Annotated in this window: 12 protein-coding genes; 7 read left to right on the forward strand and 5 right to left on the reverse strand. The window is 64.1% G+C overall.

Annotated features, from left to right (window positions below; genetic code table 11):
* The first annotated feature begins 144 nt into the window (after positions 1–144).
* Both ACJRPG_RS18250 and ACJRPG_RS18255 read left to right on the forward strand, forming a co-directional pair.
* On the forward strand, positions 145–2,301 hold the full coding sequence (locus tag ACJRPG_RS18250) for a S46 family peptidase (protein WP_408001525.1): 2,157 nt from the start codon (positions 145–147) through the stop codon (positions 2,299–2,301).
* An 82-nt stretch (positions 2,302–2,383) separates the two neighbouring features.
* Entirely contained in the window at positions 2,384–2,950 is a 567-nt protein-coding gene (locus ACJRPG_RS18255; protein WP_408001526.1) for an NADPH-dependent FMN reductase, read from the forward strand.
* Here ACJRPG_RS18255 and ACJRPG_RS18260 read toward each other — a convergent pair.
* The gene (locus ACJRPG_RS18260; RefSeq protein ID WP_408001527.1) at positions 2,931–3,455 is read right to left on the reverse strand and encodes a hypothetical protein; all 525 of its coding nucleotides are present in this window, start codon (positions 3,453–3,455) and stop codon (positions 2,931–2,933) included. The genes ACJRPG_RS18255 and ACJRPG_RS18260 overlap by 20 nt on opposite strands.
* 114 nt (positions 3,456–3,569) lie before the next feature.
* Between ACJRPG_RS18260 and ACJRPG_RS18265 the strand changes: the two genes are divergently transcribed.
* From ACJRPG_RS18265 to ACJRPG_RS18275, 3 genes are read left to right on the forward strand one after another with little or no spacing between them, the layout of a single operon-like run.
* A complete protein-coding gene (locus ACJRPG_RS18265; RefSeq protein WP_408001528.1) occupies positions 3,570–5,270 on the forward strand; it encodes a M14 family zinc carboxypeptidase in 1,701 nt (566 codons plus the stop codon).
* Positions 5,255–7,423, forward strand: coding sequence for an FUSC family protein (locus ACJRPG_RS18270; protein WP_408001600.1), 2,169 nt, complete (start codon positions 5,255–5,257; stop codon positions 7,421–7,423). The genes ACJRPG_RS18265 and ACJRPG_RS18270 overlap by 16 nt, the downstream gene beginning before the upstream one ends.
* Complete coding sequence (locus ACJRPG_RS18275; protein ID WP_408001529.1) at positions 7,420–8,331, forward strand: EamA family transporter; 912 nt, start codon at positions 7,420–7,422, stop codon at positions 8,329–8,331. Before ACJRPG_RS18270 ends, ACJRPG_RS18275 begins: the two co-directional genes overlap by 4 nt.
* Here the strand turns inward: ACJRPG_RS18275 and lhpI are convergent.
* Positions 8,328–9,224 carry a bifunctional Delta(1)-pyrroline-2-carboxylate/Delta(1)-piperideine-2-carboxylate reductase gene (lhpI, locus tag ACJRPG_RS18280; RefSeq protein WP_408001530.1) on the reverse strand — a complete coding sequence of 299 codons (897 nt, stop codon included), beginning with the start codon at positions 9,222–9,224 and terminating at the stop codon, positions 8,328–8,330. The two genes, ACJRPG_RS18275 and lhpI, sit on opposite strands and share 4 nt — an antisense overlap.
* A 21-nt stretch (positions 9,225–9,245) precedes the next feature.
* On the opposite strand from lhpI, the gene ACJRPG_RS18285 reads away from it, so the two are divergent.
* On the forward strand, positions 9,246–9,605 hold the full coding sequence (locus tag ACJRPG_RS18285) for a YkgJ family cysteine cluster protein (RefSeq protein WP_408001531.1): 360 nt from the start codon (positions 9,246–9,248) through the stop codon (positions 9,603–9,605).
* On the opposite strand, the gene ACJRPG_RS18290 is transcribed toward ACJRPG_RS18285, so the two are convergent.
* Positions 9,596–10,894, reverse strand: a complete 1,299-nt coding sequence (locus ACJRPG_RS18290; protein ID WP_510183110.1) for a GGDEF domain-containing protein — start codon at positions 10,892–10,894, stop codon at positions 9,596–9,598. The two genes, ACJRPG_RS18285 and ACJRPG_RS18290, sit on opposite strands and share 10 nt — an antisense overlap.
* 185 nt (positions 10,895–11,079) lie before the next feature.
* On the opposite strand from ACJRPG_RS18290, the gene ACJRPG_RS18295 reads away from it, so the two are divergent.
* Positions 11,080–11,325: a hypothetical protein gene (locus ACJRPG_RS18295; RefSeq protein WP_408001533.1), complete on the forward strand. Its 246-nt coding sequence runs from the start codon at positions 11,080–11,082 to the stop codon at positions 11,323–11,325.
* Positions 11,326–11,374: 49 nt separating this feature from the next.
* Here the strand turns inward: ACJRPG_RS18295 and ACJRPG_RS18300 are convergent, their stop codons facing one another.
* Positions 11,375–13,315 carry a S9 family peptidase gene (locus ACJRPG_RS18300; protein WP_408001534.1) on the reverse strand — a complete coding sequence of 647 codons (1,941 nt, stop codon included), beginning with the start codon at positions 13,313–13,315 and terminating at the stop codon, positions 11,375–11,377.
* 2 nt (positions 13,316–13,317) lie between these two features.
* Positions 13,318–14,790, reverse strand: a complete 1,473-nt coding sequence (locus ACJRPG_RS18305) for an APC family permease (RefSeq protein ID WP_408001535.1) — start codon at positions 14,788–14,790, stop codon at positions 13,318–13,320.
* Between the last annotated feature and the right edge of the window lie 84 nt (positions 14,791–14,874).

Consider the following 14,874-nt stretch of genomic DNA (forward strand, 5'->3'; position numbering starts at 1 on the left):
ACGCTGTGAAAGCGTTGGCTTTTTTATTTGTGCGGAACACAACATGGTGCGCCGCACCAATCCGGAATGGCAGCGTTTTCAGGTTGACGAATCGAAACGTCGTGGGGATACTCTCAGACGCCTCAACCACCGGGACAACCCATAATGAAAAAATCACTTCTTGCGCTCGCCATCCTGAGCGCCAGCGCAGCCTATGCCGACGAAGGCATGTGGATGCCGCAGCAGCTGCCGCAGATTGCAAAACAACTGAAAGCCGCCGGCCTGAAACTTGATCCGAATTCCCTGACCAAGCTGACCGAATTTCCCGCCGGCGCGATTGTGAGCCTGGGCGGCTGCTCGGCTTCCTTTGTGTCGCCGCAAGGCCTGGTCATCACCAACCATCATTGCGTGTATGGCAGCATCGCCGCCAACTCCACGCCTGAGCGCAACCTGCTGGCCAACGGCTTCGTGGCGCACAGCTTCGCCGAAGAAGTGCCGGCCGCTCCGGGCAGCCGCATCTTTGTCACCAAGGAAGTGCTGAACGTCACCGACAAGGTCATCACGCCGGAAGTGGCAAAGCTGAGCGGCAAGGCGCGCAGCGACGCGATCGAGAAGAACCAGAAGGCGCTGGTTGCCCAGTGCGAGAAAGACGAAGGCCACCGCTGCACCGTGTCCGCGTTCTACGGCAGCCTGGAGTTCTACCAGATCAAGCAGCTGGAGATCCGCGACGTGCGCCTGGTGCACGCGCCGGCTGAAGGCGTGGGCAAATTCGGCGGCGACACCGACAACTGGATGTGGCCGCGCCACACCGGCGACTACGGTTTCTACCGCGCATACGTGAGCAAGGATGGCAAGGCCGCCGACTACAGCAAGGACAACGTGCCGTACGTGCCGAAGCACGTGCTGAAGCTGGCCAAGGAAGGTGTGAAGGAAGGCGACTTCGTGATGGCGATGGGCTACCCGGGCCGCACCAACCGCCACCGCCTGCCATCGGAAGTGGCGTTTACCTTCGACTGGAACTATCCGGCATTCGTGAAAGCCTCCGGCGAAACGCTGGCGATCATCGACCGCGAAACGAAGGACAACAAGGACACCGCGCTGAAATACGCCAGCCGCGTGGCCAGCATCAACAACTACTACAAGAACCGCCAGGGCATGATCGACTCCTACGCGGGCAGCGATTTCCTGGCGCGCAAAACGGCGCAGCACGAAGAGCTGAAGAAGTGGGTGAATGCGGACGCCAGACGCAAGGCTGAATACGCAGCCGATATCGACAAGGTGGAAAAGCTGATCGCCGAGCGCGATGCCGACACCAAGGCCGATTTCAATTACAGCTATTCGCAGCCGCGCCTGCTGGAGCTGGCGCGCGCGCTGTACCGCCTGTCGGTGGAATCGCAGAAGCCTGACGCCGACCGCAAGGCCGGTTACCAGACGCGCGACCTGAAGCGCTTCCAGGCCAGCGTTGCCTCCGTGGCGCGCACCTATGATCCGAAAGTGGACAAGGCCATCGCCATGCACCACATGAAGAACTACCTGGCGCAGCCTGCCGCCGAGCAGAAGGCTTCCTTCAACAGCGCGCTGGGCATCCGCCAGGGCATGAGCGATGCCGAGCTGTCCGCAGCTCTGGACAAGCTGTACGCAGGCACCCAGCTGGGCGACGCCGCCGCACGCAGCGCATGGCTGGACAAGAAGCCGGCTGACTTCCAGGCATCGAACGACAGCTTCATCAAGGCTGCCGTGGCGATGTTCGACGCCTCCATGAAGTCGGAAGCGGAAGAGGAAGAACTGGCCGGTAATATCCAGCAGGCTTACGCCAGCTACATGAAGGCCAAGATCGCCTTCATGAAGACCAAGGGCCAGGCCGTGTACCCGGATGCCAACAGCACACTGCGCGTCACCTACGGCAATATCGCCGGCCGTGACCACGGCGCCGACGGCACCGCCTGGACCGCCTTTACCACCGTCAACGGCGTAACGGCCAAGCACACTGGCAAAGGCGAGTTCAATGCGCCGCAAGCGCAGCTGGACGCGATCAAGCGCAAGGAGTTCGGCAAGTATGTCGATCCGAAGCTGAAGACGGTGCCGGTGAACTTCCTGGCGACGCTGGACATCACCGGCGGCAACTCCGGTTCCGCTGCGCTGAATGCCAAGGGCGAGCTGGTGGGCCTGGCCTTCGACGGCACGCTGGATTCCATCATCTCGGACTGGGACTTCAACAAGGCCAACACCCGCGATATCCAGGTCGACCTGCGCTACATCCTGTGGAACATGAAGTATGTGGACAAGGCCGATAACCTGCTGAAGGAAATGGGCGCCGAGTAATCACGGCCGCTCACCGGAAGCCGCGCACACGCGCGGCTTTTTTCGTTTACGATCTGCGGATTGTTCAAACACCGGAGCTTATATGGCCAACCGCAAAGTAGCAGTCCTCATCGGCAGCCTGCGCAAGGAATCGCTGACCCGCAAATATGCCCACGCCCTCGCCGAACTGGCGCCGTCCTCGCTGGAGTTCGAGTTCATCGAACTGGGCGACCTCCCGCTCTACAACCAGGACCTGGACGACAGCGGCGCGCCGCCCGCCAGCTGGACCACGCTGCGCAGCAAGATCAAGGCGGCGGATGCGGTGCTCATCGTAACGCCTGAGCACAACCGCTCGATTCCGGCCGCGCTGAAGAACGCCATCGATATCGGCTCCCGGCCCGCCGGCCATAGCGTGTGGAACGGCAAACCGGCAGGCGTGGTATCGCAGTCGCCGGGCGCCATCGGCGGCTTCGCGGCGAACCACCACGTGCGCCAGACCCTGGTCGGCCTCAATGTAGCCGTGATGCCGGCGCCCGATCCTTACATTGGCAGCTCCGCTACCTATCTGGACGAACAGGGCAAGGTGGTGAATGAGCGAACGCGCGAGACGCTGGGCAAGTTCGGCGCGGCCTTCGCGAAATGGATCGAGGCTAACGCCGCACAGGCTTGAAGCGGTATATCTCGCCCGGCACCGGCACGGTAAGCCTGAGCGAACCGGCCGGCGTCACAACGCCCAGCATGCGCCTGCCGGCCCGTCCCGGTAACACGATATCGGCGCCGGGAAAATGCTGCGGGATGAGGGCAATCTCTTCGTCCCGCATGGCGCGGGGCCCGATATAGATACGGCATGCGCCGGCGCTGCCACTGAAGTCCAGCAGAGCGGCCTGGCCCGGCAGAGCCGTCAGCCGCAGCGCGGCACGGCCTTTCTGCAGCTGCACTGCCCCCCATACCGGCAAGCCCCGGCCTGCGGCCATCAGCGGCGCGTCGCCTGGCGCGGGAGTGCGCAGGGACAGGTCGGCCGCAGGGTCTTCTTCCGCCTGCCCGGCATCGGCCAGCACGCTGATGCCGCCATGCCGGGCCAGCACCGTCAGCTCGCCGCTGAAGCGCAGTTCGCAGCGCCGGGCCCAGGTCTCCGAACAACACAGCATGGCAAGAAGCACAATCACGGCTTTCACGGCGGTCTCCAGCGGAAAATGCCATAGATAGCACGCCGGAAGCCATCAGAATATGAATTTTCTCAAGATGCGCGAGTGCTACAATTCCGGCTCGTCTTCCTAAACTCCCCTGTCATGCCACACGATATGCTCACGCCCTACGAGAAGGGCAACCAGAACCAGACCACCCTGTGGAGCGACTGCATCGCTTTCTACGAGGAGCTGGCGCGCCGTTTTCCGCAGGTGCTGCGCTTCGAGCAGGCCGGCGTGTCCGATATGGGCATTCCGCTGCACGTGGGCGTGGTGAGCGCGGATGGGGTGTTCGACCGCGAGCAGATCAAACGCGAAGGCCGCACGGTCTTCTTCAACAACAATGGCATCCATCCGGGCGAGCCCGAAGGTATCGACGCCTGCATGGCCATCGTGCGCGACTTCTGCTTCGAGCCGGCGCGCCTCGCCGCGCTCGGCAAGACCGTGCTGCTGTTCGTGCCGGTGTATAACGTGGACGGCTGCTGGAACCGTGCCAATACTTCGCGCCCGAACCAGGAAGGCCCGGAGCAGTTCGGCTTCCGCGGCAACAGCCGCCACCTGGACCTGAACCGCGACTTCATCAAGTGCGATACGCTGAATGCGCAGTTCTTCAACAAGCTGATTACGGCCTGGGATCCGGACGTTATGGTCGATACCCATACTTCGAACGGCGCCGACTATACGTATACGATGACGCTGATCCACACGCAGGCGGACAAGCTGGGCTCGGGCCTCGGCCCCTTCCTGCGCGACACCATGCTGCCGCGGATCTACAAGGACATGGATGCGCGCGGCTGGCCGACCTGCCCTTACGTGAACCCGGTAAAGGATACGCCGGACGACGGCATCGCCGATTTCCTCGAAGTGCCGCGCTTCTCCACCGGCTTCACCGCCCTGCACAACATCATCGGCTTCATGCCGGAAACGCATATGCTGAAGCCTTTCAAGGACCGCTACGAGTCCATGCGCGCGCTGGTGGAAGTGACGATGGCCTTTACCGTCTCGCATGGGGACCAGATCAAACAGCTGCGCGCCGAGGCAAAGGCAGCACAGCGCAAGCAGAAGGAATGGGCCATCAGCTGGACCATGGACGAAGCCAATCCAGCCACCTTCCGCTTCAAGGGCTACGAAGCGAAGCGCCATCCTTCGGTGCTGGGCAACTATACGCGCCTTTCCTACGACCGCAGCAAGCCCTGGGAACGCGACATCGCCTGGTACACCAACTACCTGCCGGACGTGAAGGTGCAGGCGCCCAAGGCCTATATCGTGCCGCAGCAGTGGCGCGAGGTGGTGGAACGCCTGCAGTGGAACGGCGTGCAGATGACGCGTTTCGAGAAGCCGGAAACGCTGACCGCGCGCTACTACCGGATCGGCGATCTGAGCACCCGCGGCCACGCCTACGAAGGCCATATGTTCCACGACGTGGTGGAAGTGGAACAGCACGAAGCCAGCTTCACCGTCAACGCCGGCGACTGGTATATCCCGCTGGACCAGGACAATGCGCGCTATGCGGTGGAAACGCTGGAGCCGCAGGCGCACGACAGCTTCTTCCGCTGGGGCTTCTTCAACTCCGTGCTGGAGAAGAAGGAGGCGATTTCGGACTACGTGTTCGAAGACCTGGCCCTTGAACTGCTGCGCACCGAACCTGAACTGAAGGCGAAGTTCGACGCATGGAAGGCCGCCAATCCGGAGCTGCTGTCGAACCAGGATGCGGTGCTGCACTTCATCCTCCACAACTGCGCGCGCCATGCGGAGCCGGAATGGCGCCGCTATCCGGTGCTGTCGATTCCATGCACTACGCACTAAGCCCGCGCACCTTCTTCTACAGTCACTACTTCCACCTCGGCCTGCGCTTCGGTGCCGGCCTGGTGGGCATCATCTGGTTTACCCTGCAGCTGTCCGATATGCATACCGCCATGACGGTGGGCATCGGCGCGCTGTGCACGGCGCTGATGGATTTGCCCAGTCCCCTGCGCCACAAGCTCAATGAGATGACGGCCTCGGTGCTGCTGTGCAGCGTCGTTACGCTGCTCATCAGCCTGTGCGGGCCGTATTACTGGCTGCTGATGACGATGCTGGTGCTGATCAGCTTCTTCGCCAGCATGATGGTCGTCTACGGCAAGAAGTCGATGCCGCTGCAGCTGGCCACGCTGTTCATCATGACAATGTCGATGGAACACCAGCTGACGCCGGCGCAGTCCTTCCTGCACGCAGGCCTGTTCACGGTTGGTGCGCTGGCCTACCTGGCCTATGCCATGGGCGTTTCCTGGCTGCTGCGCCACCGCATCAAGCAGCAGGTGCTGGCGGAGGCGCTGTTCGAGCTGGCCGCCTACATCGACATCAAGGCCGACTTCTACGACACCCGCTACAACCTGAACGAACAGTTCAACAAACTCGTGCGGCACCAGGCTTTGCTGGCGGACCGCCAGCAGGCCTCGCGCGACCTGATCCTGCGTGCACACAATAACCGCAAGGACGCCATCGTCGTGCAGATCCACGTGTGCATGCTGGACCTGTACGAGCAGGTGCTGTCCACGCACACCGATTATGCGCAGCTGCGCGCCCACCTCGCCGATTCGCCGGCGCTGGCCAGCCTGCACGGCCTGGCCTACAAGGCGGCGCGCGATATCGAGTCCGTGGCGTATGCGGTCACGCGCAAACGGGCCTCCTTCCCCTCCATCAGCTACGAACCGGAGATGAAGGCCATCGAGGAACAGCTGGTGCAGCTGCAGGCCGCGGTGGATGCGGGCAAACCGGCGCAGGAAGCGCTGGCCGTGCTGCGCGCCCAGCGTAACAAGGTACGCGCGATCATCAATATGATCGGCGAACTGCATGTAGCGAGCCAGCGCGTATACGACAGCACACCGTTCTGGAAGGATGCGGACATGCAGCCCTTCCTGTCGCAGCAAAAGTACGAGCTGCAAGTGATGCTGTCGCACTTCCGCATGGATTCGCCGATTTTCCGCTTCTCGCTGCGGGTGTCACTGGCGATTGCCACCGGGCTGCTGATCGGCGCATTGCTCCCGTATACTGCGCACAGCTACTGGATCGTGCTGACCATCGTCATTATCCTGAAGCCAAGCTTCAGTATGACCAAGCAGCGCCGCACCGACCGCATCGTGGGCACGGTGATCGGCTGCATCATCACGGCGGTGATACTCACCTGGTTCAACTACCCGGCCGTGATCCTCACCGCCCTCGTGCTGTCGACCGTTGCCACGCCGACCTTCGTCTACCTGCGCTACCGCTATGCGGCGATTGCCGTCAGCGTGATGATCCTGCTGCAGATGAACCTTGCGGCGGGCAGTACGCTGAGCGCCGTGTCCGAGCGCCTGACGGACACCCTGATCGGCGCAGCCGTGGCCACGGTGTTCAGCTTCGTGCTGGCAAACTGGGAGTACCAGTCGCTGCCACGCCTGGTGCGGCGCGTGCTGGAGGCCAACCTGCGCTATATGCAGGCCAGCTTCGAGCTGCTGCGCGGTGACTGCCGGAACGACTTCCCTTACCGCATCCAGCGCAAGGGACTGATGGACAGCCTGGCGGACCTGAGCGCCGCCATGGTGCGCATGCTGGACGAACCGGCAAGCAAGCAGCGAGCGATGGAAGACATCAATCTCTTCATCGTGCAGAACTACCTGCTGGTGGCGCACGTTGCCGCCTTGCGCGCCATCCTGCGCCGCCATGTGAAGGATATTCCTGCGGACGAGGTGAATGCGATGCTGGCGCACAGCCACAGGCAGGTATGCCGCACACTGACGGAGGCGCTGGCGCGCCATGGCATGACGGCCACGGTGGTCCTCGTTCCAGCCGGGGCAGGGGAAGCGCCGCCGCCGGCATCCGTGGCATGGTCCGGCTGGCCGCTGGTGCAGCGCCGCATCCGCCTGCTGCAGGCCGATGCGGAGAAGATCATCGTCCATAGCGAGGCGATCGAACGCAACGTCAGCAGGGAAGCGGAATGAATACCGCCCCGCTCACCGGCCGCGACCTGCTGGCAGCCCTGAGCGTGGTGCTTATCTGGGGCACCAATTTCGTCGCCATGAAGATCGGCCTGCGCGACTTCACGCCGTTCCAGATGGGAGCCGGGCGCTATCTGTTTGCGGTGCTGCCGCTGGTCTTCATCATCAAGCCGCCCAAACTGCCCCTGAAGTGGCTCGCCCTTTACGGCCTGTTCCAGGGCGTGGGACAGTTCGGTTTTGTTTTCCTGTCGCTGAAGGTCGGCATGTCCGCATCGCTGGCTTCGGTGCTGCTGCAGACGCAGGTGTTCTTCACCGCCCTGTACGGCTTTGTGCTGCTGGGCGAACGCCCCAGCCGCGCGCTGATCGCCGGACTGCTCCTGGCCGCTGCGGGCCTGCTCTGCTTCGGCATGAACTATGCGGGCGCGCAGGACCACAGCGGCACCACGCTCGGCGGCTTCCTGCTCTGCCTCACCGGCGCGTCGATGTGGGCCGCGTCGAATATCGTGGTGCGGCGCGCGCAGCATGCCACGCCGGAGTTCGATCCGGTGGGCTTCCTCGTGTGGGCCAGCATCTGGCCCATCATTCCCTTCATCGCACTGTCGCTGGCTTTCGATGCTCCGGAAGCGCGCTGGCACTGGACGAACGCACCGTTCAGCACCTGGGCCGCCATCGCTTACCTGGGCTGGATGGCCACGATCGTGGGCTATGCGCTGTGGACCGGCCTGCTGAAGCGCCACCCGGCCAACCGCGTGGCGCCGTTCAGCCTTGGCGTGCCGGTAGTGGGCATTGCCGCGGGCATGCTGGCGATGGGCGACACCATCACCGGCTGGCAATGGGCCGGCATCGCCCTGATCGCCGCCGCGCTGGTCTGCGTGCTGTTCGGCGGCCGCTGGCTCGACCGGCGGGCCTAGCCGCTGTTCGCCAGCGCCACGCGCGCCGCGGCAAGATCCCAGGCGGCGCAGCCCACGGTTTTGAACAGCACCGCTTCCGTATCGGCCATCGGCACGCCATCGAGGGCTGCGGAAATGCCTTTCACCTGCGCCCAGTCGATGCCGGCCTGCAGCAGGTCTCCCGCCTCGTGATGCGCGCCGTGCGGATCGTCCACGAAGATGCGGCTGGCGCGCACTGTCGCCGATGCGATTTCGGCCGCATGCGGTTTGAAGGCGCCCACGGCGATCAGCAGCCGGCCCGCGCGCGCGGCGTGCTGATAGACCGGCTGCCTGCTGGTGGTGCAGGTGATGACGAGGTCAATATCTTCGGCAAGGTCCGCGAGCGATCCTGCCCGTGTGCCGGGCGCTTGCGCGCAGAACGCGGTGACGGAAGCGGGGCTGCGGGCGACGACGCTGAGGCGCGCTTCGGGATAGAGCGCGGCCAGTGCCTGCGCATGGTTCAGGGCCTGCGTGCCGGCGCCAACCAGCAGCACATGGCGCGGTGCGCGCCCGAGCAGCACCTCGACGCCTAGCATCGACAGGGCGGCCGTGCGGCGGCCTGTGACCGTGGCGCCGTCGAGCACCAGCCGCACCATGCCATCCACGGCATCGACCACGCTGACGCGGCCTGAAATGGTCGGCAGGCCGCGCGCGGGATTCTGCGGCACCACTGAAATGAGCTTATGCACGGCAACGTCCTGCGCCGTGGCGATCATCGACAGCAGCAGCGCACCGTCCTGCAGAGGCTCCACCTGGCGCGCAGGACACAGGATGGCGCCCTGCGCCAGCTCGGCCACGGCAGTGCGCAGTGCGCGCACCAGCTGGGGGTATGGCAGCAGGGCTGCGGTCTGCTCTGCATTCAGCGTTTGTGTCATGCGGTCTCCTTAGTGCCAGCTTTGCTATCATATCCGCTCACCATCACCCTGCATGAAGCGATGTCCGAATCCTGCCAGGAATGCGGCGCCTGCTGCGCGCATTACCGCGTTTCCTTCTACTGGGGCGAGAGCGACGCCCATCCCGGCGGCACCGTGCCGCAACAGCTGACCATTCCGGTCACGCCAATGCGCATCGCCATGCGCGGCACGGAACGTTCACCGGTGCGTTGCGTTGCGCTGGAAGGGGAAGTAGGTAAGCGGGTGGGTTGCGCCATCTATCCGCAGCGCTCTGCCACCTGCCGCGAGTTCACAGCAGGAACGCCGGAGTGCGACAAGGCGCGCGCCGCTTACGGCCTGGAGCCGCTCGCCCTTCAGATATGACAGACCCGGTTGCGGCCCGCTTCCTTGGCGCGGTACAGCAGCACATCCGCCTTGCGCAGCATGGCATCCGCGCTGCCCGCGGCGAGGTCGGAGCAGACGCCCATGCTCATCGTCACGCGCAGCTCCGCATGCAGGGTACTCCAGGGATAGCTTTCGATCAGGCCGCGCAGCTTGTCGCATAAAGCGCGCGCCTGCGGGCCGGCGGTTTCCGGCAGCGCCAGCACAAACTCTTCACCGCCATAGCGCGCTACCAGGTCGCTGAGCCGCATATGCGTGCGCAGGATCTCGCCGATCTGGCGCAGCACGGCATCGCCCACGGCATGGGTGTACTGGTCGTTGATGCGCTTGAAGTAGTCGATGTCGGCAATGACAAGGCTCAGCGGGCGCTTGTGGCGCATGGCCTGCTTGAACAGCGTGGAGGCCTGCTCGTCGAAATGGCGCCGGTTGTAGAGCTGGGTGAGCGCGTCGCGCACGCTCAGTTCGCGCAGCTGGGCGGCCTGCTCCAGCACCTTGCGGTTCGATTCCTGCAGCGCCGCATGGCTGGCGGCGAGCCGCGTGCTCATGTCGTTGAAGGCCCGCGCCAGCAGCGCCACTTCGTCCTTGCCCTCGGCCGGCACCTGCTGGTGCAGCGCGCCGCCATGCATGGCGCGGATCGCGCCGGTAAGGCCCTGCAGCCTGCGGCTCAGCCCCCCGCTCAACAGAAGGCCCAGCCCAGTGGCAACGACCACGGCGGCCAGCCCGCCGGCCAGCAGCGAGGAACGCATGGCGTTCAGGTAGGCGCGCTCCTGCGAACTGGGAATGAAAAGGCCTTCCGAGACCACGTGCGCAACCGTGCTGCCGGAGACGGTAATCGGGTGCGTGGCGCTGCGGATATCGGCCGGCAGCGCCTCGCCGGGTTCGAACACGCCCGCGCCGAGCAGCACGCGGTAGTCGGCATCGGCCAGCACAAAGCGGAATGGCGGCTCGCCGCCATGCGGCGGCGGTGGATGGCCGGGCTGCGGGGCGGCATCATGCAGTGCCGGCCGGGGCCGGGGCGGCCCGTCATCGCCCGGTGGGCCGCTCAGGCGCTGCAGGAAGCGGTCGACGGGCTCGGCCCGGTTGGCACTGATCCAGTCGCCATATTTGCCGAAGTACGCCGTCATCGCGGCACGGAAATGCTCCGAAGCCTGCTCGCGGCGGATTTCATCGACCCGGTGGCTCAGCCCCATATATGACAGGCCGCCCACGATCGCCACGGTAGCGAGCCCTGTCGCGAGCAGTGCTGCCATGAGCTTGAGCCTGAGAGACATATGATGACCTGTCGAAAAATCAATTGCCGATAATGCATGGATAATATCGCAAGTCACTATCAGCAAAGCAACAGAATGTTTCAGTCATACAGTTTACGTATACCGAACATCATGAACGGAAAGTTTATTTATGACGGAGCGCGTCCTATACTGCACTGCAACAGGACATCTTTCAGGAGTACATCATGACGACCGCAACGCTGAACAGCTATACCGAACGTGGCTATCTGGGCAATCTGGCCAAGGCAGCAGGCACTTTCCTGCGCGCGCTGTTTGCAATGGCGCCGGTAACCGCCTCCGTTTCGCACGGCATGGCATCGCAGCGCAGCATTGTGCGCGACCGCGATTCCCTGTGGAAGCTGGCACGCGATTTCGACACGCTCTCGCCAAGCCAGGCGGCCGAACTGCGCAATATCGCAGGCCGCGACTAAGCCGCCGCGCACGCAGCACCATAAAAAAACCGGGCCTCAGCCCGGTTTTTTATTTGCCCAGGTATTTGTCGAACCAGGCGATGGTGCGTTCGCGCTGGTCGCGCTGGTGCTCCGGCTTGCGGATGCTGTGGCCTTCGTCCTGGTAGATCACCAGCGTGGTCGGCACGCCCATGGCGCGCAGGCCATGCCAGAACTCCATCGACTGCACCGCCGGGGTTTCCACATCGCGCTCGCCGACGTAGATGAAGGTTGGCGTTTTCGCATGCTTGATGGTTTCGATCGGCGACAGCTGGCGGTAGATGGCGGGATCGTCATACATCGAAGCGCCGAAGAAGGGAATCATCCACTGGTCGATGCCGTTCTGGCCGTAATAGCTGATCCAGTTCGCGATGCCGGCGCCTGCCACCGCCGCCTTGAAGCGGTGCGAATGCGTCACGGTCCACATGGTCATGAAGCCGCCATAGGAATGGCCCATGATGCCGAGGCGTTCACCGTCCACCGGCACGGTCTTCAGCACGGCATCGATGCCGGCCTGGATATCGCGCAGGTCGCCGCCGCCGAAATCGCGGCGGTTGGCGCGGGCGAAGTCCTGGCCCTGGCCGTAGCTGCCGCGCGGGTTCGGCAGGAACACGTAGTAGCCCTTCTTCACCAGCTCGCGCACCAGCGCGTCGCCGCCGCCATCCGCTGCGATATAGCGCGGCGTTACCGCCGACGCAGGGCCGCCGTGCACGCGCACCACCATTGGATAGGTCTTGCCGGCTTCGGTCTTCTGCGGGCCAAGCAGCCAGCCCTGCACATTGAAGCCCTCGTTGGTCCACGCGATATTGCGCACCGCGACTTGCGGTGCCGAGTCGTCGTTATCGTGCGTGACCTGCGACAGCTGCGGCAGGCGACCTGCCACGATGTGCTGGGCGTGCTCGTAGTCTTCCACCGTACCTGCGGCCATGCTGCCGTCCGCACTGAAGGAGAGGCGGCCATCGGAACCGCTGCTGGTGACGGCGGCGGACCACAGCTTCTCAATCTTGCCGCTCGATGCGTCCACGGCCAGCGCCGTCTGCTGGTCGCCCATCAGCGCGGTGCCGACCAGGCCCTTGCGCTTCCACGCCAGGCCGTTGAAGGTGCCCTTGAAGCCGGGCGTGATGTTCTTTGGCTCGCCACCGGCCAGCGGCACCGTGTACAGGTCGCCGCCAATGGAACCGAAGTCCGACATCAGGCCGCCGATATAGGCTACCGTTTTGCCGTCCGGCGAAACGCGCGGCATGTTCAGTTGCGTCGTTGGCGAAGCGATGATGCGCAGCGCGCCCGTTGCTGCATCCACATAGGCCAGCTTTGCTACCCACCAGTTATTGTCGCCGTTGCCTTTGGCGCCAGTGGCCACAAAGCCTTTGCCATCCGGCGTCCAGTCGTATTCGTAGATGAAGGTGTCGTCCGGCGACAGCAGTTTCAGTTCACCGCCAGCTGCCGGCACCGTAGCGATGCGCTGCGCGTCTTCCTCCGAGCCGATTTCGCCGACCAGGCGCGCGCCCGCGGCGGTGGCGCCGGTTTCCTTCTTCGCGCCGGGCGTGGCCAGCAGGGCCACGGTTTTGCTGTCCGGCGACCAGCGCGCCGTATTGGCGACGCCCTTCACCACGGCTACCGCGCGGGCCTTGCCCTGTTCCGCCACATAGAGCGTGGCGCTGCCTGCCTTGCTGTCGCTGCCGATAAAGGCCACGCTCTTGCCGTTCGGCGACCAGCTCGGGCGGTCATAGCTGCAGCTGCCGCATGGGTCGCTGGCCCACAGGATGCGGCCGTTCGAGCCGTCGCGCACGACGATGGCGGCGTGCTGGCGCTGGCCGCCCACAGCAGGCGGCGTCTCGATGGCCACGAGCCGTTCGCCGTCGCCGGAGATGGCAACGTTACGGTAGTCGCGGATGCCCTCGGCCTGGGAGAGCGCTGCGGACAGAAGGGAGGCGGCGATAAAGCTCGCCTGCGCAACAGCTTTGACGTACATGATCAGGCCTTATTCAAACGGGAATTGCGAATACCATACAGGAAGTAGGTAGCGACAGCGGCGGCCATCCACACGGCGAAGACCACGCGCGTGGTGGTTGGCAGGTCCACCATGATGTAGAGGCAGGCGAAGATCGACAGGCCGGGAATCAGGTAAGGGCCGAGCGGCACGCGGAAGCCGTCTTTCTTGTACACGCCTGCCTTGCGCTCCTTGCGGCGCATTACCGGCACCGCGATGGACACCACGATGAAGGCTGTCAGCGTTCCCATGCTCACCATGTCCCACAGGAAGGTGGAATCCACCAGGCCGCCCAGCAGCGCAACAACGATGGACACGATAACGGTGTTGATGACCGGCGCATGGCTGCGCTGGTTCACGCGCTGGAATACCTTCGACACCAGGCCGTCGCGCGAAATCGCGTACAGGATGCGGGTCTGGCCGTAGATCGTTACCAGGGTAACGGAGAACACGGAGATTACCGCGCCCGCAGACAGCACCAGCGCGGGCCATGCCTGGCCGGTCACGTTCTGCAGGATGACGGACAGGCCGGCCGCCTGGCCTTCGAACATCTTCGCCGGCTGGGCGCCCAGCGCCGCCACGGCAACCAGCATGTAGAACACGGTGACGATGAGCAGCGCAGCCAGGATCCCCAGCGGCACATTGCGTTTCGGGTTCTTCACTTCTTCGCCAGCGGTGGCTACCGTATCCAGGCCGATGAAGGAGAAGAAGACGGTGCCCGCGGCGGCCGTAACGCCCGCCATGCCGACCAGCCCCGGCGCCCCTTCCGTCTTGAAGAATGGCGTGAAGTTGGCGCTGTCGAAGCCGGTGAAGGCAATCGCCATGAAGAAGACCAGGATGGCCAGCTTGATGATGACCATGATGGTGTTGGTCAGCGCCGACTCCCTGGTGCCGCGCGCCAGCAGGATGCAGCACAGCGCGCACAGGATCATGGGCGGCAGGTTGATATGGCCCGTGTGCCACACCGCGCCGTCCGGACTCGATGCAATGAGCGGTGTGCGCAGCCAGACCGGGATGTCCCAGCCGAAGGCGTTATTGAGGAAGTTATTCAGGTAGTCCGACCAGCCGATGGCCGTGGCGCTTGCGGCCAGGCCGTATTCCAGCAGCAGGCAGGCCGCCATCACGAAGGCCAGGAATTCGCCCACCGTGGCATAGGCGAAGGAATAGGACGAACCGGAAGCGGGAATGCGGTAAGCCAGTTCGGCGTAGCACAGCGCGGTCAGGCCTGCGGTGACGGCGGCCATCAGGAAGGACAGCAGCACGGCTGGACCGGCTTTCGGCACCGCTTCGGCCATGGTGAGGAAAATGCCGGTGCCGATGGTGGCGCCGACGCCGATCATCGTCAGGGAGAACAGGCCGAGAGAGCGGGTCAGGCCGCCGCTGGACGGGTGGTCTTCGCCTGCGTGGGCTTCGACCGGCTTGGTACGCGTGAGTTTCTGGACCAGCGTTTGGTTCACAGGCATTCCTTCGGGAGCAAAAACAATCCGGCGATTATAGGCCCAGAGCGTGCCGCATCCCTAAAGGAATTTTGTACAAGAAAC

This window comes from Pseudoduganella rhizocola (assembly GCF_045984285.3).
Taxonomy (GTDB): Bacteria; Pseudomonadota; Gammaproteobacteria; order Burkholderiales; family Burkholderiaceae_D; genus Rugamonas.

Excerpts from the sequence above, each read along its gene's own strand:
- ACJRPG_RS18270 (WP_408001600.1), top strand. The coding sequence starts at position 5,255 with ATGCACTACGCACTAAGCCCGCGCACCTTCTTCTACAGTCACTACTTC.
- lhpI (WP_408001530.1), bottom strand. The coding sequence starts at position 9,224 with ATGACACAAACGCTGAATGCAGAGCAGACCGCAGCCCTGCTGCCATAC.
- ACJRPG_RS18300 (WP_408001534.1), bottom strand. The coding sequence starts at position 13,315 with ATGTACGTCAAAGCTGTTGCGCAGGCGAGCTTTATCGCCGCCTCCCTT.
- ACJRPG_RS18255 (WP_408001526.1), top strand. The coding sequence starts at position 2,384 with ATGGCCAACCGCAAAGTAGCAGTCCTCATCGGCAGCCTGCGCAAGGAA.
- ACJRPG_RS18275 (WP_408001529.1), top strand. The coding sequence starts at position 7,420 with ATGAATACCGCCCCGCTCACCGGCCGCGACCTGCTGGCAGCCCTGAGC.
- ACJRPG_RS18265 (WP_408001528.1), top strand. The coding sequence starts at position 3,570 with ATGCCACACGATATGCTCACGCCCTACGAGAAGGGCAACCAGAACCAG.
- ACJRPG_RS18250 (WP_408001525.1), top strand. The coding sequence starts at position 145 with ATGAAAAAATCACTTCTTGCGCTCGCCATCCTGAGCGCCAGCGCAGCC.
- ACJRPG_RS18295 (WP_408001533.1), top strand. The coding sequence starts at position 11,080 with ATGACGACCGCAACGCTGAACAGCTATACCGAACGTGGCTATCTGGGC.
- ACJRPG_RS18290 (WP_510183110.1), bottom strand. The coding sequence starts at position 10,894 with ATGTCTCTCAGGCTCAAGCTCATGGCAGCACTGCTCGCGACAGGGCTC.